At 31.9% G+C, this 23,034-nt stretch carries 23 protein-coding genes and 1 tRNA gene; 12 read left to right on the top strand and 12 right to left on the bottom strand.

The features are described from left to right. Positions 1-46 precede the first annotated feature (46 nt). The 8 genes from D1818_RS08390 to D1818_RS08355 all read left to right on the top strand — a co-directional run bounded on the left by D1818_RS08390 (position 47) and on the right by D1818_RS08355 (position 6,135). Positions 47-1,006, top strand: a complete 960-nt coding sequence (locus tag D1818_RS08390; protein ID WP_118457917.1) for a type IX secretion system membrane protein PorP/SprF — start codon at positions 47-49, stop codon at positions 1,004-1,006. Positions 1,007-1,072: 66 nt separating this feature from the next. Further along, entirely contained in the window at positions 1,073-3,031 is a 1,959-nt protein-coding gene (locus D1818_RS08385; protein WP_118457915.1) for an OmpA family protein, read from the top strand. 220 nt (positions 3,032-3,251) lie between these two features. Continuing rightward, positions 3,252-3,770, top strand: a complete 519-nt coding sequence (gene idi / locus D1818_RS08380; protein WP_118457913.1) for an isopentenyl-diphosphate Delta-isomerase — start codon at positions 3,252-3,254, stop codon at positions 3,768-3,770. Further along, positions 3,767-4,177 (top strand): 6-carboxytetrahydropterin synthase, encoded by a 411-nt coding sequence (locus tag D1818_RS08375; protein WP_118457911.1) that lies wholly within the window; start codon positions 3,767-3,769, stop codon positions 4,175-4,177. The genes idi and D1818_RS08375 overlap by 4 nt, the downstream gene beginning before the upstream one ends. Positions 4,178-4,185: 8 nt before the next feature. After that, the gene (locus D1818_RS08370; protein WP_118457900.1) at positions 4,186-4,647 is read left to right on the top strand and encodes a peroxiredoxin; all 462 of its coding nucleotides are present in this window, start codon (positions 4,186-4,188) and stop codon (positions 4,645-4,647) included. Then, entirely contained in the window at positions 4,640-5,617 is a 978-nt protein-coding gene (locus D1818_RS08365) for a type I phosphomannose isomerase catalytic subunit (RefSeq protein WP_118457897.1), read from the top strand. The genes D1818_RS08370 and D1818_RS08365 overlap by 8 nt, the downstream gene beginning before the upstream one ends. Before the next feature lie 120 nt (positions 5,618-5,737). Next, positions 5,738-6,004: a hypothetical protein gene (locus D1818_RS08360; protein WP_118457895.1), complete on the top strand. Its 267-nt coding sequence runs from the start codon at positions 5,738-5,740 to the stop codon at positions 6,002-6,004. A 57-nt stretch (positions 6,005-6,061) separates the two neighbouring features. Then, a tRNA-Thr gene (locus D1818_RS08355) sits at positions 6,062-6,135 on the top strand. Between the two features lie 524 nt (positions 6,136-6,659). On the opposite strand, the gene D1818_RS08345 is transcribed toward D1818_RS08355, so the two are convergent. From D1818_RS08345 to D1818_RS08325, 5 genes are all read right to left on the bottom strand, one after another. After that, positions 6,660-7,400, bottom strand: a complete 741-nt coding sequence (locus D1818_RS08345; RefSeq protein WP_118457891.1) for a DUF4369 domain-containing protein — start codon at positions 7,398-7,400, stop codon at positions 6,660-6,662. Positions 7,401-7,459: 59 nt separating this feature from the next. Next, positions 7,460-8,764: a DUF819 domain-containing protein gene (locus D1818_RS08340; protein WP_118457889.1), complete on the bottom strand. Its 1,305-nt coding sequence runs from the start codon at positions 8,762-8,764 to the stop codon at positions 7,460-7,462. Positions 8,765-8,840: 76 nt separating this feature from the next. Beyond that, the gene (locus D1818_RS08335; protein ID WP_147406197.1) at positions 8,841-10,736 is read right to left on the bottom strand and encodes a peptidase M61; all 1,896 of its coding nucleotides are present in this window, start codon (positions 10,734-10,736) and stop codon (positions 8,841-8,843) included. A 5-nt stretch (positions 10,737-10,741) separates the two neighbouring features. Continuing rightward, positions 10,742-11,548, bottom strand: a complete 807-nt coding sequence (locus tag D1818_RS08330; RefSeq protein WP_118457885.1) for a Cof-type HAD-IIB family hydrolase — start codon at positions 11,546-11,548, stop codon at positions 10,742-10,744. A gap of 37 nt (positions 11,549-11,585) precedes the next feature. Further along, complete coding sequence (locus tag D1818_RS08325; protein WP_118457882.1) at positions 11,586-12,530, bottom strand: alpha/beta hydrolase; 945 nt, start codon at positions 12,528-12,530, stop codon at positions 11,586-11,588. A 152-nt stretch (positions 12,531-12,682) separates the two neighbouring features. Here D1818_RS08325 and D1818_RS08320 point away from each other — a divergent pair, with 152 nt between their 5' ends. Next, entirely contained in the window at positions 12,683-13,465 is a 783-nt protein-coding gene (locus D1818_RS08320; protein WP_118457880.1) for a S1/P1 nuclease, read from the top strand. 6 nt (positions 13,466-13,471) lie between these two features. Here the strand turns inward: D1818_RS08320 and D1818_RS08315 are convergent, their stop codons facing one another. Next, complete coding sequence (locus D1818_RS08315) at positions 13,472-14,332, bottom strand: AraC family transcriptional regulator (protein ID WP_120752553.1); 861 nt, start codon at positions 14,330-14,332, stop codon at positions 13,472-13,474. Positions 14,333-14,539: 207 nt separating this feature from the next. Here D1818_RS08315 and D1818_RS08310 point away from each other — a divergent pair, with 207 nt between their 5' ends. Beyond that, on the top strand, positions 14,540-14,953 hold the full coding sequence (locus D1818_RS08310; protein WP_118457876.1) for a hypothetical protein: 414 nt from the start codon (positions 14,540-14,542) through the stop codon (positions 14,951-14,953). 79 nt (positions 14,954-15,032) lie between these two features. Here D1818_RS08310 and D1818_RS08305 read toward each other — a convergent pair whose 3' ends face one another. The 3 genes from D1818_RS08305 to D1818_RS08295 are packed head-to-tail and all read right to left on the bottom strand — an operon-like array spanning position 15,033 to position 16,458. Continuing rightward, the gene (locus tag D1818_RS08305) at positions 15,033-15,635 is read right to left on the bottom strand and encodes an alpha-ketoglutarate-dependent dioxygenase AlkB (RefSeq protein ID WP_118463612.1); all 603 of its coding nucleotides are present in this window, start codon (positions 15,633-15,635) and stop codon (positions 15,033-15,035) included. 14 nt (positions 15,636-15,649) lie between these two features. Next, the gene (locus tag D1818_RS08300) at positions 15,650-15,997 is read right to left on the bottom strand and encodes a MauE/DoxX family redox-associated membrane protein (RefSeq protein ID WP_118457874.1); all 348 of its coding nucleotides are present in this window, start codon (positions 15,995-15,997) and stop codon (positions 15,650-15,652) included. Beyond that, on the bottom strand, positions 15,997-16,458 hold the full coding sequence (locus D1818_RS08295) for a hypothetical protein (RefSeq protein WP_118457871.1): 462 nt from the start codon (positions 16,456-16,458) through the stop codon (positions 15,997-15,999). Before D1818_RS08295 ends, D1818_RS08300 begins: the two co-directional genes overlap by 1 nt. A gap of 289 nt (positions 16,459-16,747) precedes the next feature. Between D1818_RS08295 and D1818_RS08290 the strand changes: the two genes are divergently transcribed. After that, complete coding sequence (locus D1818_RS08290) at positions 16,748-17,968, top strand: M12 family metallopeptidase (RefSeq protein WP_118457869.1); 1,221 nt, start codon at positions 16,748-16,750, stop codon at positions 17,966-17,968. 75 nt (positions 17,969-18,043) lie between these two features. On the opposite strand, the gene D1818_RS08285 is transcribed toward D1818_RS08290, so the two are convergent. The 3 genes from D1818_RS08285 to D1818_RS08280 all read right to left on the bottom strand — a co-directional run bounded on the left by D1818_RS08285 (position 18,044) and on the right by D1818_RS08280 (position 20,274). Further along, a complete protein-coding gene (locus tag D1818_RS08285; protein WP_233558671.1) occupies positions 18,044-18,895 on the bottom strand; it encodes an IS3 family transposase in 852 nt (283 codons plus the stop codon). Next, positions 18,892-19,323, bottom strand: a complete 432-nt coding sequence (locus tag D1818_RS25585) for a helix-turn-helix domain-containing protein (RefSeq protein WP_205487253.1) — start codon at positions 19,321-19,323, stop codon at positions 18,892-18,894. The genes D1818_RS08285 and D1818_RS25585 overlap by 4 nt, the downstream gene beginning before the upstream one ends. Positions 19,324-19,425: 102 nt before the next feature. Further along, the gene (locus D1818_RS08280; protein ID WP_118457867.1) at positions 19,426-20,274 is read right to left on the bottom strand and encodes a DUF6503 family protein; all 849 of its coding nucleotides are present in this window, start codon (positions 20,272-20,274) and stop codon (positions 19,426-19,428) included. A gap of 339 nt (positions 20,275-20,613) precedes the next feature. Here D1818_RS08280 and D1818_RS08275 point away from each other — a divergent pair, with 339 nt between their 5' ends. Further along, positions 20,614-22,926: a S9 family peptidase gene (locus D1818_RS08275; RefSeq protein WP_118457865.1), complete on the top strand. Its 2,313-nt coding sequence runs from the start codon at positions 20,614-20,616 to the stop codon at positions 22,924-22,926. Positions 22,927-23,034: the final 108 nt, after the last annotated feature.

The following is a 23,034-nucleotide window of genomic DNA, read 5'->3' as shown; positions in this document are numbered from 1 at the left end:
TGGAATAGTATATATTTGTTATTCCCTAAATCAAATAAAGATACTTATGAATAGACTATTAACAATATTTATGCTGACTATATTTGGCTTAATAGCAAACTATGGTATTGCACAACAAGATGCTCAGTATACTCAATATATGTATAATACAATTAGCGTAAATCCTGCATATGCAGGTAGTCGAGGAGTTATGAGTATAATGGGATTGCATCGTAGTCAATGGGTCGGATTAGATGGAGCCCCAAGAACCCAAACATTAACATTAAATACGCCAATAGGTGATAATAATAAAGTTGGGTTGGGACTATCAATAGTTAATGATGAAATAGGTCCAACTAATGAAACATATTTCGATATTGATTTTTCCTATACAATTCCCACTTCGGAACGAGGTAAACTGAGTCTTGGAGTAAAAGCTGGAGGGCATTTATTAAATGTTGATTTTGATAGACTATCACAGTTTGAAACAGGAGATCCTCTTTTTGGTAATGGAAATATTGATAATAAATTTAGTCCCAATGTAGGTGTTGGATTTTATTATCATACGGATAAATTTTATGTAGGGTTGAGTGCCCCAAATTTATTAGAAACAGACCATTTTGATGAAGGGGCAGAGATAGATGATAATGGTAATTCATCATTTATAGCAGAAGAACGGATTAATTATTACTTAATTGCAGGACATGTTTTTGATCTTAGTGATACTGTAAAGTTTAAACCAGCTGTACTAAGTAAATTAGTATTTGGAGCTCCATTGCAGGTAGATGTTTCTGCTAATTTCTTGTTGTATGATAAATTAACGTTGGGAGTTGGATATAGATGGAGCGCAGCATTTAGTGCTATGGCTGGATTTCAGGTGTCGGATTCTTTAATGATTGGTTTTGCTTATGACAAAGAGACTACAGAATTAGGAAGAACACAATTTAATGATGGTAGTTATGAAGTTATGTTACGTTTTGAACTATTTAGAAAGTATAATAGAATGCTAACACCTAGATTCTTCTAGTTGTAAAACATTACATAATTCAGATAAGTCAATTTTTAGATTACATAAAATATAGCCAAAAATAAAATGAAGGGATTATTACACAAATTATTATTTGTTATTGTTGGATTTTTCTTTGTGAACTGCATGTTTTCTCAAGAAAGAAAATTAAAAGCAGCACAGAATCAGTATGACAAATACGAATATATCAATGCACAAGAGACCTATCTTAAAGTTGTAAAAAAAGGATACAAGAGTGCGGATCTATATAAGAACCTTGGAAACAGTTATTATTTTAATAGTCAATTTGAGGAAGCTTCCAAATGGTATGAAGAACTAGTAAATTCTTACCCTACTGAAGTCGAGCCAGAATATTACTTCAGGTACGCACAGACATTGAAATCTGTAGGGCGATACGATGATGCAGATGTGTATATGAAAAAATTTGTAGAAGCTAGTTCAGATGATCAGCGTGCTCAATTATTTCAAGATGAACCAAATTACCTAAAGCGAATTGATTTTCAATCAGGAAGATTCGAGATAGAGAATTCTTCTATTAATTCTTCGTTTACTGATTTTGGTTCCGCTTTTTTTGGAAGATTTGTAGTTTTTAGTTCTTCTAGAGATACACTTCTATTCAAGAAAAGTGTGCATCAATGGAACGAAGAACCATTTTTGGACCTATTTAGAGCAGAATATAATCCTACTAATGGAGAGCTTTCTGAAATAGAAAAGTTTGATAGTAAAATAAATAGTAAGTTTCACGAATCCACACCTATTTTTGCAAAGGATGGCCAGACAGTATATTTTACAAGAAATAATTATGATGGTAGAAAGTACGGAAACGATAAAAAAGGAACAAATCGTTTAAAAATTTATCGTTCATACAAGAATACACAAGGAAGTTGGACAACACCACAAAATTTACCTTTTAATAGTGACCAGTATTCTACAGCTCATCCAGCGCTTAGCGTAGATGAGAAAACATTATATTTTTCATCAGACATGCCTGGAGGAGAAGGACAGTCAGATATTTATGAGGTTGCAATAAATTCTGATGGAAGCTTTGGAGAACCTAAAAACCTAGGAAATAGAATAAATACTGAAGGAAAGGAAACTTTTCCTTTCGTGAGTGCTAATAATGACCTTTATTTTGCTTCCGATGGTCATATAGGACTTGGAGGATTAGATATTTACGTAACTAGACTTAACCCACAGACAGACGAAGAAAAATTAGTAGTTAATATTGGTAAACCAGTAAACGGTCCTGATGATGACTTTGCTTTTATAGTTGATGATAACTCTAAAAGAGGTTATTTTTCTTCGAATCGAGATGGAGGTAGAGGTAAAGATGATATCTATAGCTTTCTTCAGTTAGAAGACCTTAAAAGCTTCTGTGAAATCACAATTGCTGGTGTCGTAAAAGATAAGGATACTGAAGAATTATTACCAGGAACAAAAGTTTCCATTTATGACAGTAGCAACAATCTTTTAGAGAGTTTTATTGTAGGAGATGATGCAGCATATAGCCATTTGGTAAAATGTAGTTCTAAATATTTCGTGCGTGCAGAAAAAGAAGAATATCTTACTCTAGAAAAATTGGTTAATACACCAGGAGAAACAGAGACAGTAGATGTGCCATTATTATTAGAGAAAAAAGTGAAATCTGCCGATGTAGGTGACGACCTTGCTAAAGTGCTATCTCTAAATCCTATTTACTTTGACTTTGATCAACATTATATACGTCCTGATGCAGCAGTAGAACTGGCTAAGGTGATAGAAGTAATGAATCAATATCCAGAAATGAAAATTGATGTAAGATCGCATACAGATAGTCATGGTGATGATGCTTACAATCTATGGTTATCGGAACAAAGAGCAAAATCTACCCTTGAGTATATGGTTGCTAAAGGAATTTCTGCTGACCGATTAACTAGCAAAGGATACGGAGAGACACAACCTGTTAATGATTGTGGAAATGATTCTAATTGTAGAAAATCAGAATATCAATTAAATAGACGAAGTGAATTTATCATTGTTAAGTAATATATAACAGTTCTATATAGAGCAGTTATAAATATTGACCTAAAAACACCTTACTCGTTAAGGTGTTTTTTATTAATAATGCCTGTTGTTGTTTGAAATATATTTCTTAGTACATCAAAATAGCTATTGATACAAGTAAACAATTCTTTATTTTATGCCAAAAATAGGATAGATTATGAATTGCTAATACGATTTCGTAGTTTTGAGCCAATACAAAACAATGGAAGAAGAAAAAGTCATTTTAGTCAATGAAAATGATGAGCAAATTGGGTTAATGCCTAAGCTTGAAGCACATGAAAAAGCACTATTACATAGGGCATTTTCTGTTTTTATTCTTAATGAGAAACAAGAATTAATGCTACAACAACGAGCTCAACATAAATATCATTCACCAGGGTTATGGACAAATACGTGCTGTAGCCATCAACGAGAAGGAGAAACCAATCTGGAAGCAGGAACTAGAAGATTGCAGGAAGAAATGGGATTTATTACTCCACTCAAAGAAACTATATCATTTATATACAAAGCGCCATTTGATAATGGTCTTACTGAACATGAGTTGGATCATGTAATGGTTGGACACTATGAAGATAACCCGGTAATCAATCCAGAAGAAGTTGCCGATTGGAAATGGATGGCGATTGAGGATATAAAAGAAGATATGGCTAAAAATCCTGACCTTTATACAGCTTGGTTTAAAATTATTTTTGATAAATTTTACTCACACATCACATTATGAAGATAAAAGCCTGTAGGAAAGCACATTTTAACGCAGCACATCGATTATATAGAAAAGATTGGAGTGATGAAAAAAACACTCAGGTTTTTGGGAAATGCAGTAATCCTCTATACCACGGTCATAATTATGAATTAGTTGTTGCCGTAATAGGTGATATTGATCCTGAAACGGGTTTTTTAATTGATTTAAAGATATTAAAAGACTATATCAAATCTGAAGTAGAGGATTATATGGATCATAAAAACCTTAATGAAGAAGTTGAAGAATTTAAAAATTTAAATCCAACAGCGGAAAATATAGCCGTTGTAATTTGGAATAGACTGCGTAAAAAGCTAGATTTAATGTATGATATCGAAGTTACATTATTCGAAACCCCTCGTAACTATGTGATATATAATGGTAAATAAAATTATTTATGGCTTTGAAACTAGGGAGCAAAATTCCCCAATTTACAGCAATTAAAGATGATGGCACTGATTTTCAAAGCAATGATTTTATCGGAAAAACCCCACTGGTAGTTTATTTTTATCCCAAAAATTTCACCCCAGGATGTATAAAAGAAGCTTGTGACTTTAGAGATAGTTACGAAGATTTCAAAAATATGGGAGTAGAAGTTATAGGAATAAGCTCTGATAGTATAAAATCTCACGAAAGATTTAAAAGCAAATACAGATTACCGTTTATTTTTTTATCGGATGAGAAAGGTGATCTAAGGAAGCTTTTTGGTGTAAAAGCAGGTCTGTTCGGAATGTTGCCAGGTAGAGAAACCTTTGTAATAGATAAAGAAGGTATAATTAGGCTAAAATTTAACAGTATCAATTCGTCACAGCATTTAAAACAAGCTATTAAAACAGTTAAAGAAATGATGAATGGATAAAGACTCACTATATATATTAAAATTCAAACCAATCCTAAAAGAAAAAATATGGGGAGGTTCTAAGTTGAATACCCTTCTTGGAAAAGAAGCAAAAGGTTCTTCTGTTGGTGAAAGCTGGGAAATAAGTGATGTAAAAGGAGAGCAATCTGTTGTAGTTAATGGAGCTTTTAAGGGGGAAACGTTAAAGAATCTTCTAACTTTTCATCGAGAAAAACTAGTAGGAGAAAAGAATTTTAAACGTTTCGGAACTAAGTTTCCTTTACTTATTAAATTTATTGATGCTAAGGAAGATCTTTCTGTACAATTGCATCCAGGTGATGAAATAGCGAAGCGAAAACATAATTCACTAGGTAAGACTGAAATGTGGTATGTTGCTCAAGCTGACGAAAATGCTAATATTATTATTGGTTTTAATCAGAAAGTAAGCCCAGAGTTATATCAAAAAAATGTCACCAATAAAACCATAAAGGACATTCTTCATTATGAACCCGTATCAGCTGGAGATACTTTTTTCGTATATTCTGGATTGATACATGCAATTGGAAAAGGAGTCTTGTTAGCAGAAATACAGCAAACATCAGACGTAACATATCGCGTTTACGACTGGGATCGTAAGGATACCAACGGAAACTATAGAGAGCTTCATCAGGAAGACGCCCTAGAAGCTATAGATTTTGATAACAATGCGGATTATAAGGTTAGTTATGACTCAAAAAAGAATGAAGTAACAGATTTAGTTAATTGCCCTCATTTTGTGACAAATCTTGTCGAAGTTGATACGGAAGTTTTATTATCACATAAAAAATTTAATTCTTTTGTGATATATGTCTGCGTAGAAGGTGGAGCGGAAATAATTAATGAAAAACAGAAAATAGATATCACCTTAGGGGAAACTATTTTGGTTCCCGCATCTATAAATGAAGTAAAAGTTGTCTCCAAAGGAGTAAAACTATTACAGACCTATATTTAAAACTATTACCATTTGATAAATGGTTTAAACCCTTATATTTTATTAATCTTTCAGGATGTAGTAGATTTTCTATTGCAGAAGCAGGGTTAAAAGACTAATTTTGCATAAAATATATTAGAAATGGCAAATAAAAGAAATCTAAAGAAGGATATTAACTACGTATTAGGAGATATTATTGAAGAAGTGTATATCTGGGAAGAAAATAATCCTGATAAGGATAAAAAAGCAGGAGAAGTTATTATTGATGAGGCGATCACATCTTTTGATGCATTTATGGCTAGAGTTAGCGATCGTAATGTAGAAAATGCTTCGAAACACTTTAAGTCTATCAAGGAAGATTTAGAAAAAACAGCTAAATCTTTAGCTGAAAAAGTAAATTCATTATAATTTTTTTAAAAAAGTATTTGCAAATATGATTACAGAAATTATATTTGCAACCGCTTTGCCGATGTAGCTCAGCTGGCTAGAGCAGCTGATTTGTAATCAGCAGGTCGTGGGTTCGAGTCCCTCCATCGGCTCTTTTAAGTGTAAACCTCAATTTCTGAAGGAATTGGGGTTTTTTTATGCAATATAATTATGATTGGGGCGAGAAGTTTACCCTGAGCTTGGTCTGCCGAGAAGGCAGGCTTTGTCGAAGGGAGTCCCTCCATCGGCTCTTTTAAGTGTAAACCTCAATTTCTGAAGGAATTGGGGTTTTTTTATGCAATATAATTATGATTGGGGCGAGAAGTTTACCCTGAGCTGGTCTGCTAAGAAGGCAGGCTTTGTCGAAGGGAGTCCCTCCATCGGCTCTATAAGTGTAAATACCAGTTTCTAAAGGAGTTGGGATTTTTTTTATACAATGTTTATAAGGAAACATTGTATATTATTCTTAAATAAAATTGAATATATCTTAGGACATCTATTCTATAGGAAGCATAGGAAAACATAAACATATCATACTCGTGATCAAAATTGAAGTTTGATGTTTTTGATTCAGTTGAATGACACAAAAGAATGGATACGATCTATTCTTTTAAAAAAATCATCTTTTTTTTATGATTTAATTTTCCTTATTTGCTTCAACTCTTTCAGCTTCTTTAGCTTTTCGTTCTGCTAAATATTCATTAAGCTGTTTTCCGTAGATTGATTTTTTTACTCTTGGAGATAATGATTTTGCTACAGTATCTAGATATTTGATGTTAGCATCAAAAACTTCGTTAAGCGTTATATACGGAGCTACTTCTAGTTTTCTATTGTTAATTGCAAAATTAATTGTGTATAAATATTTCTGTCTTAATAAATTTTTATAGGCCTTGTCATTCTCAGTTAATTTCTCTTCGTCATTTTGTTTTTTAGCCTCATAGTCTTCCTTTATGATTCTCAGATTTCTTTCATTAAATCTTTTATTCATTTTGTTAAATTCTACTAGCTTTGCCTGATTTTTTCCTCCTATAATAATAGCATCTCTATCAAAACCATTTAAAGAGGTATTGATAACAACTTCTCCCGCTTCTGCAAAAAATTCTATACGGTCATTAAATTGAGTGCCGTCGTGTTTGTCAAGATACAGATAATGTATCTCGGGCTCCAGAATATCAGTTTGAAATGCAAATTGTGGATCACCATCAATAATCAAAGAATCAAGATTTACTAAAATAGTATCTTGTATTTTTTGAAGATAAAGAGTTCCTTTTTTAAGCCCTTTTACAGTTCCACTTATAGAAACATTTCCTTTCTTCTTTGGCGTACTACAACCTAGTACAAGAATAGCTAAAAATAAGATGGCAGAAAATCGTTGCATTGATATTTTTTTGATTTAAAAAATTGGAGTACAAAGATGCTATAAATTAGATTGAAAAACTAACTTCCAGATGCAATTTGCATTAATATTGTACACAGAATTGCACCATATGTTCCCACTACATATCCGAAAACTGCTAATAGAACACCGACAGTAGCAAGAGACGGATGAAATGCGGCTGCGACTACTGGTGCAGAGGCTGCTCCACCTACATTTGCCTGGCTACCTACAGCAAGGAAAAAGTAAGGTGCTTTGATTAATTTGGCAACGCCAATTAAAAGAAATGCGTGAATAGTCATCCATACCAATCCAATAGCAATGAGCCCCGGATTTTCTAAAATCTGTCCTAGATCCATTTTCATTCCTATAGTAGCTACTAATACATAGATAAATATGCTTCCTATTTTACTAGCTCCTGCGCCTTCATACTTTTTAGCTTTGGTATAGGATAATAAGATTCCAATAAAAGTGGCGATGGTAATCATCCAGAAAAATTGTGAAGTAAATGATGATAAAGCAGAACTTTTGTCATTAAATATTTCAAAATTATTAGATAAAAAACCAGACATGCCGTTAGCTCCCCAATGTGCTAATCCCACAGTTGTAAAGGCAATAGATAGCATGATTATATAATCTGTTAGCGTAGGGTTTCTATTTACACTTTCTGCATAAGAGGAAACTTTTTCTTTAAGAGATTCAATAGCACTGCTATCTGCTTTGAGCCAACGATCAATTTTCGCACTTTTTCCGATACCAATAAGTAGAATAGCCATCCAAAGATTTGCTACTACAATATCAACTAATACCATACCTCCATATTTATCTGGATTGTACTCATAGATTTCTAGCATAGCAGCCTGATTAGCGCCTCCACCAATCCAGCTACCGGCTAGTGTAGATAAACCTCTCCAGACAGCATCAAATTCAGCTCCTCCAACAGTTTCCGGTGAAACCAAAGAAATTATCAAAATTGCTATTGGCCCACCGATAATAATACCAACAGTACCTGTTGCGAACATGATTAGGGCTTTTGGACCAAGATTGAATATTCCTTTTAAATCTATACTAAGTGTCATTAGGACCAAAGATGCAGGCAATAAATATCTACTTGCTATATAATATACATTCGACGATTTCTCTATAATTTCTCCACTATTATCTATTTCCTTCCATTCTGGTGAAATGATTCCTAAAGAATTAAATATAGCAGGAAGCAGGTAGCAAAGTAAAAGAGCAGGAACAAACTTATAAAACCCTTGCCAAAAACTTGTTTTGATAGAAGATGTATAAAAAACTAGTCCTATGCATAATAATAGTATTCCAAAAACAATAGTGTCATTGGTGAAAAAAGGAACATTTTCCATAGTGTGAGTTCATTTAGTATGAGATGGGATGCAAAATACGATTTTTGGATTAAAATTAAATGAGATGCTTAGTAAGCTAATCATTAATCCAACTCTTCAAGATTGTTATTTGTTTTTTAGTGGCATCTGGATTTTGTTTTAGAACAATCTTTTCTACAGTAGGCGCAATTACCTTAGAAGTAAGTTTTAATATATTCTGATCTCGTTCTATAATAAAAATAATATCATCGCCAATATTCCATTTGCTAGAGTCACTAAAAAGGTCATAGATGTTTTTAATAGTGTATTCTTTATTATTAATACCCAATAAAAAATCGCCACTTTTTATCCCTACGTTTTTCAAAAAGTTATTACGTTCTGCACCAACAGTAAAGACTACTTTTTTATTAGATTCAGAGCCTTTGATAAAAGGTTCTTGTTCATGGATAAAATAGGCAGATGGGATTTCTATTGTATTGTAAATCAATCCAGCTTTTTCCAAATAAAAACCATAATCAATAGGGGTGTTGTTTACTACGTGAGACTCTAAAAAATCCGCCACTTCTGGGTAAGAAACTTCTTTTATTATTTCAATTAACTCTGCATCCTTAAAAGGTTTTTCACTACCAAATCTAGCAGATAATCCTCTGATAAGGTCTACAATACCATAAGCGCCATTACTTTTTTCGCGCATAATGATATCAATACACATAGAAATCAGAGCTCCTTTTTCGTAGACATTTCGATAATTTTCTAGATATGGATCTTGTAAGATGTTTTTACTCATTTCGGTAAAAGACATAGTATCATCAAATACTTTGGAATTGTGTATTTTTTCCAGAATTCTTTCAAAAAAGTCTTCCTTGCTAATAAGTGCCTGATTTATTTGAAACAGTAGGGAGAAATATTCTGTTGTCCCTTCATAAAGCCATAAATGTTCAGACATTTTCGGGGTGTTGTAATCAAAATCATGAATTTCTTCTGAATGAATACTTAGCGGTGTGACAATATGAAAAAACTCGTGCGAAACAACATCTGTTAGTGATTCATTTAATTTTTCAAGCGGTATAGATTCAGGGAGAACAACTACTGTAGAGGTATTATGTTCTAATGCACCAAAACCTTTCGCATCATCATTTTTGGCAGAAGAAAGATATAATAGAACACTATATTTTTTTGTTGTATTTATAGGTCCTAAAAAATTCTTTTGTGCCCTAACCACTCGTTCCATTTGCGGCATCAATTGTGCGGCTCGATGCAATTTGTTAGGAGAATATACACTTAATAAAATTTCAATCTCATTAATATTAAAAGTTACTTTATCTGGAATTGAATACATTATAGGATGATCAGCTAAGTCAGCATATCTTTTAAATATAAAAAGATCAGTGTCATATTTGGCGCCTGCCTGAGGTTCTTTAGGTAAAAATTCGGATAAGGAAGTAGAAGCTTCCATATCCAAAGGATGTTTAATAAAAAGATTATATTTCTTTTCTTTCATTTTATCAAAATATCCGACGAAAGCATATAGATTTAAAACAAAATTTTTATTACTTAAGATGTTTGTTCCTGTTGGAGAAAATATTTGATGAGTACCTTCAGTATCAAAAGTATCATTCACTAAATACGTTATGGAATGTAATCGTTTTGAATTATTAATTGTCCAATGATTATCTCCAAGCTTTTGTGTCAACAACTCATTTCCTTGATTATCATATGCTTTAAAGTCTTCAATGTACTTTCCGTAATTATTATTTTGATATGTGCCAGGAACAATTTTTGGCAGATAATAGCTAACAGTGTCTTTAGTTAAATTAGTTACTTTTAGTTCTACTTTTACTTTATCATCAATAACATTTACTAAATCTAAAGAAGCTATGATAGGAGAATGATCTACAGTCATTGTAGATTCGGTAGTTTTACAACCTATCACAGAATTTAATAGCGCAATGTAAATGATCAGAATTCTAATCAGGTTAATTTTTCTTAGCACAAGTATTAGATATTGTTTTTAATATATGTAGCTACACCATCTTCTTTTCCAGATAGAGTAACTACATCAGCAATTTTTAAGGTTTCTGGCTTGGCATTGGCAACTGCAACTCCAGTGCCAACCGCTTTTATCATAGCAATATCGTTATAATTATCGCCAAAAGCTACTGCATCTGATAGAGAAAATTTATAATGTGTGTTAAGTAACAATTCGATTGCGGTTAATTTTGAAATACTTTTATGAGCAACCTCGATATATGTTGGTTTGGATCGATATAAATGTAATGTGTCACTAAAATTAGTTTCCAAAAATTTAAATGCCTGATTAATATACTTTTCATCACCCATACACATTATTTTATGAGCACCTTTATTTTCAGTTTTCCAGTCTTCAATTATCGCTTTAGTTGATTTTATAACAGGAGTCACTTTGGTGTTTTGAGCTTCTCGGTTAGCCCAAAAATCCATTTGAGGTACAAACCAATCATCATTGTGATATAAGCTTATATGGAATAAGTTATCCTTATTAAATGTGTGTAGCTCTTGTATAATGTTTGGAGCTATAAAGGTAGAATGAATTGGTTTTTTATCAACTAGAATTAATCCACCATTATAACAGATTAAGGGAAGATTGGTAATGTTTAGTTCTTCTTGTAAATGTGTCATAGCACTTGGCATACGAGAAGAAATCAATATAACGGGAATAGTATCTTTGATGCGTTTTATCTCGGAAATAGTGAAATCTGAAAGTTCTCTTTCCGCATTAAGAAGTGTTCCATCGATATCAGAAAATACAATGCGATGTGGATTCAATAATATAAGATTTGGGTTACTAAATTTTACAGATTGGTTATTTGTTCACGAAGTTAATAATACTACTGGTAACTTCGGGCATAATTTTTAACCAGTATTCATTATAGGATTTATGATTTTCCAATCTACTTCCTTTGATCTCTCTTAGAATGTGATTCATGTTTTCTATAATTACATATTCGGCATTAGGAACAGCCTCCTTTAATTTTTCTGCTTCAGAAACTTCTACCTGTAGATCCTTATCACCTTGTAATATAAGAATGGGAATGTCTAAGTTTTTTATTTCTTCTGATGGAGTATATCTTATCCAGGATTTCATAAAATGCTGTAACTTATAACTGAAAATAGATTCTAAGGCCGGGTCATAATTCATAGCTCTTCCTTTTTCTTTTAAGTCAGTAAATGCTACCGCAGCACTTTTGTCCAATCCGGGTGCTTGTTTTTCTAGTTGCTGAATCACGATTTGATCTACGGATTGGGCATTTCCGGCAATAGATATAAATCCATCTACATTATTTTTAGCAGCAATAACACCTATCAAAGAACCTTGCCCATGACCTGCTAAAATGATCTTGGTGTAATTTCCATTTTTCTTAAAATATTCTACAACTGATTGTGCATCTTGAATAAAGTGATCCAATGAGATTTCGTGTTCTCGAATACCTAGAGCATCAATTTTAAAAAGTCTTTTATCGTATCTATATGTAGCGACACCTTGTTTTGCTAGATCAATAGCTAATAACTTAAAAGCATCGTTCTTAGACATTCTGTCATTTCCTTCTCTGTTAATAGCTCCCGCATCCATAATAAAAATAACAAGGGGAACACTATCATCCGAGTATGGTGTAGCTAAGGTTCCTTCAATAAAACGATTTACTCTAACAATAGCAGAGTTATATTCTTTTTCTTGACCTTCTTCTTTTTCTTGTGCTAAACAAAATGTTGTAATGGCAATCAGTAAAATCGAAAACCGTATTTTCATAGCTATTGGGGTTTATAGGTGTATGTATGAAACGATAAATATGTAGCCATATTTCAGAGCTAAATTCTTTTTGATCAAAAAATATTATTAAAATAATTTTTAACGATTCACTAACATAGCCTTTTTTATCTTTGCTTCAAAATATAAAATTTATGAATACTCGTTACATTATACTTTTGTTACTTCTTACTAGTTCAATTAAGGGATTTTCAATAACTGAAGATTGGGGAAAAACAGGGCATAGAGTAACAGGAGAAATTGCGGATAGCTATCTTACAGAGAAAGCTAAGAGAAATATCGCAGAACTTCTGAAGGGACAAGGATTAGCTTTCGTTTCTATTTATGCGGATGAAATTAAAAGTGATGATAGGTATAGAGTATACAGCCCTTGGCATTATGTTAATTTTTCTTTTGATAAAAAGTATGGAGAAGATACACCTAGTGAACGTGGTGATTTAATTCAGGGAATACAAAAATGTATTGAGGTATTAAAAAGTGACACTGCTCCTGCAGAGGATAAAGAGTTTTATCTTAAGATGTTAGTGCATTTCGTAGGTGATTTGCATCAGCCATTACACGTTGGTAGAGGAGAAGATAAAGGGGGAAATGACATTCAGGTACGTTGGTTTAATGATGGCTCTAATTTGCATAGAGTTTGGGATACTGAGATGATAGATTATTATAAAATGAGCTATACAGAGTTGGCTAATAATGCAGATGAATTATCTTTGTCAGAAGTAGAAGCTATTGAAAAAGGAGATGTTTTGGATTGGGTTTATGAGTCGCAAAGTCTTGCAAAAAAAGTATATACTTCAGCTAATGTAGGAGAAAAGTTAGGGTATAAATATATGTATAATAATTTTCCAACTGTACGCTCTCAACTACAAAAAGGTGGAATACGATTGGCTAAAATATTAAATGAAATTTTTGGGTAATTTTTTCTATTCACTAATAGCAAGATCCTTCCGATATTGTTTTGGAGACATAGAGAAATACTTTTTAAAAGTTTTGGTAAGATGACTCTCATCGGTATATCCTAATTGATATGCAATTTCGGCAATAGTAAATTCGGTGTTTTGTAACCTGTATTCTACTAGTTTCATTTTATACTTAGTTACATATTGATGGATAGATTCTCCAGTAGCTTTCTTAAAATATGTGCTGATAGAACTCTGAGACATATTAAATTTATCCGCCATATAATTTATCTTGGTGAGATCATTATCATATACATTTTGCCTAATATGACCTAGTATTAGATCTATTCTGGAGTCGTTTACTGCTATGTTTTTCTTATTAGAACTGTATTTAGCCGAAATATTTCTAACAATAATACTTAGTATAGTACTGATCGCATTAGAAATGATCTCTTGGTAATATATTTTCTCATTTTTAAATTCTTCCATTACCACATTATGAATATCCCAGATAATTCTGCGGTCTTCTTCGTGGGAAATTACATCTCCCGGAATAATATTGGGATGATGAAGGAGTTGCTCAATTCTCTGGAGCCAATATTTCCTATCGGGTAAGTTGACTTTACTAGAAAATAAAAGTTCAGTGAACTTAAAATGTGTAAATACAGAGTGTTTTTCTATTTCAAAATGATGTGTGTCTTCAGGTGCTAAGAGAAATATATCATCTTTTTTATAACGAAACCTAATTCCATTAATAGTATGATAACCACTTCCATTTTCAACAAAAATAATCTCAAAATAATTATGATTATGAGGTTCCGCTTCCCATTTATCAAATGAATATTGATGTACAACAAAGGTCTCGTGTAAGGTATAACGATTCATAATCAATTTTTTCTTTTGTCTTAAAGTTACAAAAATAAAATCAAACAAAAATAACTGCTTTTTACTTGTAATTTCAAACTATAACGTTTGATGTTGTTGATAATTAGTTTGTTATGTTTTTATTGTACAAGTTGTTGCTAAAGTTTTACAAGTAAATAGGATAATGGAATTATATTTTTGTAAGGCGAATTTTTACACAAATCAACGATGAAATTTAAGATTTATTTATATGCGATTACAAGAATATTATTTGGACTAGCATTAACGTTAAATGGAGTTTATAACGTAATTATTTATCCTAAATTTTTAGCCTGTTTAGAAGATCATTTTGAAAGAGCTACCATACTTGATTTTGAGTTTATAGAATTTTTTCTAGTGTTAGTTCCCTTTACCGAATTTATTATTGGTTTGCTTCTAATGATTGGTTGTTATACTAGAAAAGTTTTAATGTCCTCGGTAATTTTGTTTTTATTTATAGTTATGTATTTGTTAGACGCAAATTCTGAAATTATGATATTTGTCTACATAATTTTTCTATTGATATCTGGAATTTTATTAAGAAAGGATAATTATAATTTAAAGTCGATGGATTATTTCAGAGACTCTTATCAAATGATATAAATAGTAATGCTTATTATATGGGATTCTAACGGTTACTTTGGTTAGAATGTAAACCTCTATAAGTTGTAATTAGGTTTTTTTAGTCAATAATTCTAAAAGTGAGGTTAATACGAGGTTTCATAATTTTTTTAGATTTAGGTATTTGATGTAACCAATTTTCCTGAGTTTTACCTTTCATTATCAGTAAACTACCATGTTGTAGTTGGATTTTTTGTTTTAAATCTTTTGTTTTATGTTTAAAATGAAACGATCTTTCTTCTCCTAAACTCACAGATGCTATTATTGGTTCTACACCAAGTTCTTTTTCATTATCGGCATGCCAGCCATTACTGTCCTGACCATCTCTGTAAAGATTAAGAAGACAGGTTGTAAATATCCCTGAACTTATTTTTTCTATTTTTTCTTTAATCATTAATAATTCATCAGTAAATTGATGAGGTTTCATAGTGATATTAGAATAGGTATAGGTGTTTTTATTGTTAGCATATAATGCTGTAAGTCTAGGTTGCTTATACACTTTGCCAAAAACCTTAATATCATCTTGCTGCCATTTGATAGATTCTTTTAAGACTTCAAACAAATGATCAGCTTTGCTTTTATCAAAAAAGGCAGGATAATAGGATACATCACCATCTGGGATTTCTAATGGTATTTTATCATATTGAGAAGTAAATAAGTCCAAATCAGCTATGTAGTTTAAAGATATAAATGAACCCAATATATGAAACCAAATTGAAGTAAAAGTCTAAAAATAAGAACCAACTTTGGTAACTTAAGGCTTGCTTTTTCATTAACTAGCATATGTATGTGCACAGGGATGAACAAAATAAGCATTACAATGATTGCCCAAATTGAAAAGAACCTAGTTTGTAAAAAAAGAACACCTACTCCCGTCAATATCTCAGCTATGCCACTTAAATATACTAATTGTTTGTGGTAAGGAATATATAGAGGCATAATTCTCATAAATGCCTTTGGTTTGATCAGGTGAAAAATACCAGCAATTATAAAAATAGCTGATAAAGTGTATAAGTGCCAACTCATTAAACTCCCGTAGTTTTTTCCTTACCAGCACTACTAAGTGCAAAATCTTTACTTCTTGTCATATTTTTTATAAAGCTTACTTTTCTAAAACGTAATGCAGTCCAATCCTCATCAATCGCTACTTGTCGAACAGGTTCTAAGTTATAATCTCCCAGAACCCCCCAACCGTGATCTCTCGTAATTTCAGTGGTATATTTTTTAGAACTTTTTTTAGGATAGGCAAACCAAAGAATACCATCTCCCACTAATTTTGGATATACAGTCTCAATGCGGTTTTCAATCTGTTTTTTTTCGGTAACAAAAACCAATGCAAAGTCAACTTCAGATACTTGTATTAAAGACTCTTTAACTATAACATCTTTTAGACAGTCTAGTTCTTTACAAAATCCTTCAGGTTCATTCAATATTAATATCTCATCCAGTGATGGAGGAAGTTGTAATTTTTTAAACAGCGCAGTCATGTGAGTGAATTTTAATTAGAACAACTTGTGTTTATTAAAGATACGAAAAAATAAAACTAAGCTGGTTTATTTTAACGTAATCCTTTATTGTAAAATCCATAGCATATGATAATCCAGAAAGTTTATTATCTACAATTTTACGGTCCTCTTTAAATATTTACCAGAAACGAATACTTTTTGATTTATAACGTTTGTTCAAAGTTTGAAAGCACTTAGTATTTTGTAGGTATTAGAAAGAAAAGTATTTACTAATATAGTAACAACTTTTAAAACTAATTTTAGCTTAATCATGAAAAAGTATTCTAGACTCTATATCCCATTATTATTAGGATTAATAATAAGTGTGTTATGTACATCTTGTGAATCACAAGAATTTGAATCTAACGACCAACAAAATCTAAATGAGGATTTTATTTTAGAGCAAGCATACCCTAATGAAACGGGTAAATTGCTAAACATAACATTAAATGGAGAAGATGTAGATGTAGAGAGCATCAATAAACATTATATATTAGAAGGAGATATAAAAGTAATGCCTTCTGATACTAATAAAGGAGTTGGTAGAACTGGAGGGAGATGGCCTAATAATACAGTGTATTACTCTATTGAAAGTGGAATGCCTAATCAAGCTCGTATAACAAATGCTATTGCTCATTGGGAATCTAGAACCGCGTTAAGATTTGTGAAACGTACGAATCAATTGAACTATGTCTACTTCAAGAATGGATCTGGATGTTCTTCTTATGTTGGACGTATAGGAGGACGACAAGATATTACCTTAGCGAATGGTTGTTCTACGGGTAATACTATTCATGAAATTGGTCATGCGATTGGATTATGGCACGAACAAAGCAGGAAAGATAGAGATCAGTATATAAAAGTATTGTTCGAAAATATACAAAACGGTAGAGAATTTAATTTTAGAACGTATATAGAACAAGGTCAGGATGGTAATGAATATACCTCTAATCTAGATCTAGGAAGTATCATGATGTATGGATCTTTTGCTTTTTCTAAAAATGGTCAACCTACAATTACACGCGCTGATGGAAATACCTACAATGCCCAACGCAATGGATTGTCCAATAGTGATATAACTGGAATTAATAAAATGTATCCACCAACAACCTCAGGAGGAACTATAGATATTAGAGGAAACAATAATAATTATGTAAGTAGCGAAAATGGAGCTAAACCTATGAATTGTAATAGAACCACTGCCCAGGGATGGGAAAAGTTTCAGGTAATTTCGCTTAGTGAAGGGAAAGTAGCATTAAAAGGAAATAACGGTAAATATGTGAGTAGCGAGAATGGTGCTGATCCAATAACTTGTAATAGATCTCAAATAGGTGATTGGGAGCAATTTACTTTAGTTAGTAGAGGAGGAGATAAATATGCATTAAAAGGAAATAATGGTAAATATATAAGTTCAGAAAATGGGTCTAAACCGATGACGTGTAATAGAACTTCAATAGGGAACTGGGAAGAATTCGTAATTTCGGGATTATAGTACTGTAGTACATTTTATCGAATTGTGACGTCCTGAATAATCGTTACAGGAATTAATAAATACAAGGTAGCAATTTTAATTTGCTACCTTTTGTTTTTTGTAGCTTTTTCTTTTTAATTTATTTTGTTGATGCATTTGATCAGGTGTTAACATTGAATTAGATAAATGAGGTCTTATTTGATTATAAATGCGGATTGCATTTTGAACCAGTTTGGTTTTGATTTGCATTGAAGTATCATACTTGTCAATAGCAAATTCTTGTTTAAGAATTCCATTAATTCTTTCTGCTATGGCATTTTCGTAAGGGTCATATTTTTCAGTCATACTAGGGCTAATATTATTGATGTTTAATGTTTTTTGATATTCATTGGAACAATACTGTAATCCTCTATCGGAATGATGAATTATAGGTTTTTCATTATAATCTCTATTAGAAATAGCCATATCTAAAGCTGTTAAAGATCCTTTTACACTTAGACTATTTGATACATTATATCCCATTATTTTTTTAGAATAAGCATCCGTGATTAAAGCCAAATAACATGGATTTTCCCTATTTCCTATATAAGTTATATCACTGACCCATACTTGTTCTGGTCTGATAAATTCAACATCTTTTATTCGATTTTTATGTTTTCTAAATCTATGATGAGAATCCGTAGTTACATGATAGTTCTTTTTAGGTAAAATCAACAAGTTATTAGCCTTTAGTATTTTAAATAGCTTATCGCGACCAACTCCGATTACTTTGAGTTGAGATTTTAAAAGATGAAATAATTTTCTTGTACCGATTCTAGGCATTGATATGCGAATGGTATTTACTAAATCAATTACCTTTTTACTTAGTTTTTGTTTGTCTTGATAAGACCGAATAGCTCTATAATACACCTGTCTATTCACCCCGAGTAAATCACAGGTAGCAGTTATGCTTTCTTGTTTTTCTTGGCTATATTTTTCGATAACTCGGGTACGTGCTTTTTTCTGATCGGAATATTAAATTCCTCTTCGGCGATATCAATCATCATATCAAATATAATTGCTTTCTTATCCGCACGCTCTGCTAAAAATTCAGCTCTTGCTTTTTGTTTCTCTAAAAGCTTGACTTGCTGTTCTAATTCTAAAATACGTTGTTCAGGTGTTTTGGACATGGATCTATTTACACTAAAATCATAATCAAATTTACCATATTTTTTTAACCAAGTGCGAATCGTAGATCTTGCTTGAATACCATACTTATCCAAAGCTTGAGTTCTTGTTAATAAGCCTTGTTCAATCTCTTGAACAACTTGTAGCTTAAAGGATAAACTGTAATCCTTCTGTGTACGCTTTACATAATTTGAATGTAATGACTCCATAAATAACATTTTAGTGTAACGATATTTCAGGACGAGACAAATTTGTGAATTAAAAACACCGCAATTAATGCGGTGTTTTTTTTGTTTTAGAATCTTTTACTACTAATTGATTATTTTAGAATTCTCCGGATCGTCAAATAGTTCACCTTCTTTCTCTAGAAAGGTAATATCAGTTATAGTAGCTTCTCCCAATTTATCAGTCATCCCCTTTTCTGAGGTCCAACCATAAAATTCCCATTTAGTAGCAAAAGGAATATCATCTACAGTAGTAAATTCCTTATAATGTATCGCATGTGGATCGGCTTCTGCTTTAGAAGTATCACCATCACTTCCAAAAGTGACAATATAAGCTGCAGCTTGTAGTGATTTCGCAACAGGATCCGCATAGATAATATACCAATCGTCTGGAGCATCACCGGTTCCAGCCTCGAAAGTTAGTTTTGCAGTACTATGTTTAGTGTTATTTAGCATTCTATCATCTTGCAACTCTAATTTAGCTCCAGGATCACTTAGTTTATAAGGTAATCCAAAGAAGTAAGTCCAAGTAAACATATCAAAACGAGCTCCTTTATCATTAGCATCAGCAGGGCACAGGTATACATTTTCTCCATCATAAATTAACTTGCTTTCGTCTTTTTTATCAATTCTAATCTTTGATGAATTGGTAAGCATCGTAACTTTTCCATCCAAATGCTCTTTTCCGTTAAATATGATATTCACATAGAAACTTACTGCTTTATGATTTAAAAATTTGTCTTTTTTATGAGCCTTCTCTATAGTTTTAGTGAAATGTTTAGATATGGACAAAGCTCCATCACCAATACCACCATCAGGCTCTACAGGAATTGGTTCTTTGTTTTCTGTTGCTTCAGGTTCCTTATTTTTTTCTTCTTTCTTTTGATTACAACTAAGTATAACAATAGAGAGTAATACTATAAAAATTCTTTTCATTGTGAGGTTATTTGTGTTATCAGCCTAAAGTACTAAAACCTTAAATAGTAGTATAATCTTTATGAAAATTGTAACAGATATGATCAGTTAGTTATGTCAATAGGGTTAGACATGATTATAATTTTAAATCCAAAAATCACACAGTTATGTTCTTTTGTCTTGTTAAAAATTAACAAATAATGTAACAAAAAGTTAATGTTGATTACTAACATCATATACATTCACTTTTTCATTATCAATTTTATAAACAGATATAATGAGCTGTTAAATAAAACTAATAAATTATTAGAGTAATAAATAGCAACTTTAATCTGAACTTAAAAATCAAAAAACAAACAGATGAAACAATTATTTAAAACAGTATGGGGGACATTTTTAGTAGTGTTATGCGTATCATTTACCCAAACGTACGGACAAGGAGTTATTGGAACTTGGAAAGGAAAACTATCGGTTCAAGGAACTGAAGTTCCATTACTATTTCATATCGAGGAAAAAGAAGGAGCTTTATCTTCTACAATGGATAGTCCATCTCAAGGTGCAACAGGAATTCCATTGGATTCTACAGTTTTTGAAAACAATCAATTAACTTTGACATTTAAACAAGGAGGGATCAAATATGTAGCATCTCTAGAAGATAGTAAACTTAAAGGAACTTTTTATCAAGGCGGAATGGAATTACCATTAGAAATGGAAAAATCAGAGAAAACAATACCAGGAAATCCAGCATTGGTTTCTTCTGATACAGAATTAGAAAAAATAGCAAGTTTGGATCAAGGGAATTACAAATATTCTGTCGAAGATTATTTTGCAAGACCAAAGGCAAGAAGTTTTCAGTTTTCTCCAAACGGAAAATATCTTTCATACAGAGAGAAAGATGAAAATAGTAAAAATCACGTATACGTAAAAGAAATAGCAACCGATAAGGTTACCCGTGTAATTGAAGAGAAAGAAGAACTAATCAGAGGGTATGGTTGGGCTAATAATGAACGATTGGTTTATGTAATGGATAAAGGTGGAAATGAAGATTATCATTTATTTGCAGCCAATATTGATGGGACAGATCAAAAAGAATTAACCCCTTATGACGGTGTACAGGTAAACATTTTAGAAGGATTAAAGGAAGATGAGGATCATATGATCATCTCGATGAATAAGAATAATAAACAGATATTCGAGCCATATAAAATTAATATACTTACAGGAGAAATTAAGCAATTATTTAAGAATGAAGATGCTGCGAATCCTATTTCAGGATATAATTTTGACAAAGATGGTAACCTTAGAGGCTATGGTAAGATAAGGGATGGAGTAAACATAGATTTTTATTATGCTAAGGAAGAAGGTAAATACGAAATCATAAAAAAAATGAACTGGAAGGATACCTTTTCAATTCTAAATTATGATTACTCCACAGAAAACCCACACGATGCCTATGTAGTTTCTAACTTAGATACAGATAAATCTCAGATATATTTATACGATTTAAAAGCTGATAAAGTAATCAAAAAATTATTCTCTAATGATAAGTATGATGTTTCTAACTTGTCCTTATCGAGAAAAAGAGGATACGAATTGGACTATTTCTCATATCAAGGAGAAAAGAGAGTGATGATTCCTGTAAGTGATTATTATAAAAAATTACATACAAGAATTACCAAAGAATTTCCTGACCACCAATATTCAATAGCGGGAAAAACAGATAAAGAAGATAAGTATTTGATCTTTTTTCAAAGTGATAAATTGTATGGGGTTTATTACTCTTATGATGTAAAAAAGGATGAATTTAAGCTGCTTTATAATTTAATGCCTCAGCTTAAAGAGAATGATATGGCAGAGATGCGTCCGATTACTTTTAAGAGTAGAGATGGATTGACAATACATGGATATATCACCTTGCCAAAAGAAGCGATACAAGGTAAAAAAGTACCTTTGGTAGTAAATCCGCATGGTGGACCGCAAGGTATAAGAGATTCTTGGGGATTTAATCCAGAATCTCAATTGTTTGCTAGTAGAGGATATGCGACCTTGCAAGTAAACTTTAGAATTTCTGGAGGATATGGTAGAGAATTCTTAGAAACGGGATTCAAACAAATCGGAAGAAAAGCAATGGATGATGTAGAAGATGGATTGCAATATGTAATTGATCAAGGTTGGATAGATAAGGATAGAGTAGCTATTTATGGCGGTAGTCACGGAGGATATGCTGTGTTACGCGGATTGACTAAAACACCAGATTTATATGCTTGTGGAGTCGATTATGTGGGAGTATCTAATCTATTTACTTTTATGAAAACGATTCCTCCATATTGGAAGCCTTATTTAAAAATCATAAAAGAGATTTGGTATGATGAAGACGTAGCAGAAGAAAAAGCTATCATGGAAGAAGTTTCTCCAGTATATCAAATAGATAAAATCAAAAAACCATTATTTGTAGTGCAAGGAGCAAATGATCCTCGTGTAAATATCGATGAATCTGATCAGATCGTAAAAGCACTGCGCGATAAAGGATTTGATGTGCCTTACATGGTTAGGTATGATGAAGGTCACGGTTTTGCAAAAGAAGAAAACTCAATTGCGATGTATAAAGCTATGATGGGATTCTATGCTAAGCATATCGGTAAAAAAGAAACCGCAAAACCTGTTAAAGGATAAAAAAGAGACACTTTCTCGTTAAGTGTGTAAACTAAAATATATAAGGTAAGGCTTTTTTTAAAGCCTTACCTTATTTTATATGTAATTAAGAACTGATTCAATATGATT

The sequence above is a fragment of the Aquimarina sp. BL5 genome, assembly GCF_003443675.1.
In the GTDB taxonomy this organism is placed as follows: domain Bacteria; phylum Bacteroidota; class Bacteroidia; order Flavobacteriales; family Flavobacteriaceae; genus Aquimarina.
This window is presented reverse-complemented; position numbering and strand designations above follow the sequence as displayed.

Excerpts from the sequence above, each read along its gene's own strand:
- D1818_RS08390 (WP_118457917.1), top strand. The coding sequence starts at position 47 with ATGAATAGACTATTAACAATATTTATGCTGACTATATTTGGCTTAATA.
- D1818_RS08385 (WP_118457915.1), top strand. The coding sequence starts at position 1,073 with ATGAAGGGATTATTACACAAATTATTATTTGTTATTGTTGGATTTTTC.
- idi (WP_118457913.1), top strand. The coding sequence starts at position 3,252 with ATGGAAGAAGAAAAAGTCATTTTAGTCAATGAAAATGATGAGCAAATT.
- D1818_RS08375 (WP_118457911.1), top strand. The coding sequence starts at position 3,767 with ATGAAGATAAAAGCCTGTAGGAAAGCACATTTTAACGCAGCACATCGA.
- D1818_RS08370 (WP_118457900.1), top strand. The coding sequence starts at position 4,186 with ATGGCTTTGAAACTAGGGAGCAAAATTCCCCAATTTACAGCAATTAAA.
- D1818_RS08365 (WP_118457897.1), top strand. The coding sequence starts at position 4,640 with ATGGATAAAGACTCACTATATATATTAAAATTCAAACCAATCCTAAAA.
- D1818_RS08360 (WP_118457895.1), top strand. The coding sequence starts at position 5,738 with ATGGCAAATAAAAGAAATCTAAAGAAGGATATTAACTACGTATTAGGA.
- D1818_RS08345 (WP_118457891.1), bottom strand. The coding sequence starts at position 7,400 with ATGCAACGATTTTCTGCCATCTTATTTTTAGCTATTCTTGTACTAGGT.
- D1818_RS08340 (WP_118457889.1), bottom strand. The coding sequence starts at position 8,764 with ATGGAAAATGTTCCTTTTTTCACCAATGACACTATTGTTTTTGGAATA.
- D1818_RS08325 (WP_118457882.1), bottom strand. The coding sequence starts at position 12,530 with ATGAAAATACGGTTTTCGATTTTACTGATTGCCATTACAACATTTTGT.
- D1818_RS08320 (WP_118457880.1), top strand. The coding sequence starts at position 12,683 with ATGAATACTCGTTACATTATACTTTTGTTACTTCTTACTAGTTCAATT.
- D1818_RS08315 (WP_120752553.1), bottom strand. The coding sequence starts at position 14,332 with ATGAATCGTTATACCTTACACGAGACCTTTGTTGTACATCAATATTCA.
- D1818_RS08310 (WP_118457876.1), top strand. The coding sequence starts at position 14,540 with ATGAAATTTAAGATTTATTTATATGCGATTACAAGAATATTATTTGGA.
- D1818_RS08300 (WP_118457874.1), bottom strand. The coding sequence starts at position 15,997 with ATGAGTTGGCACTTATACACTTTATCAGCTATTTTTATAATTGCTGGT.
- D1818_RS08295 (WP_118457871.1), bottom strand. The coding sequence starts at position 16,458 with ATGACTGCGCTGTTTAAAAAATTACAACTTCCTCCATCACTGGATGAG.
- D1818_RS08290 (WP_118457869.1), top strand. The coding sequence starts at position 16,748 with ATGAAAAAGTATTCTAGACTCTATATCCCATTATTATTAGGATTAATA.
- D1818_RS25585 (WP_205487253.1), bottom strand. The coding sequence starts at position 19,323 with ATGGAGTCATTACATTCAAATTATGTAAAGCGTACACAGAAGGATTAC.
- D1818_RS08280 (WP_118457867.1), bottom strand. The coding sequence starts at position 20,274 with ATGAAAAGAATTTTTATAGTATTACTCTCTATTGTTATACTTAGTTGT.
- D1818_RS08275 (WP_118457865.1), top strand. The coding sequence starts at position 20,614 with ATGAAACAATTATTTAAAACAGTATGGGGGACATTTTTAGTAGTGTTA.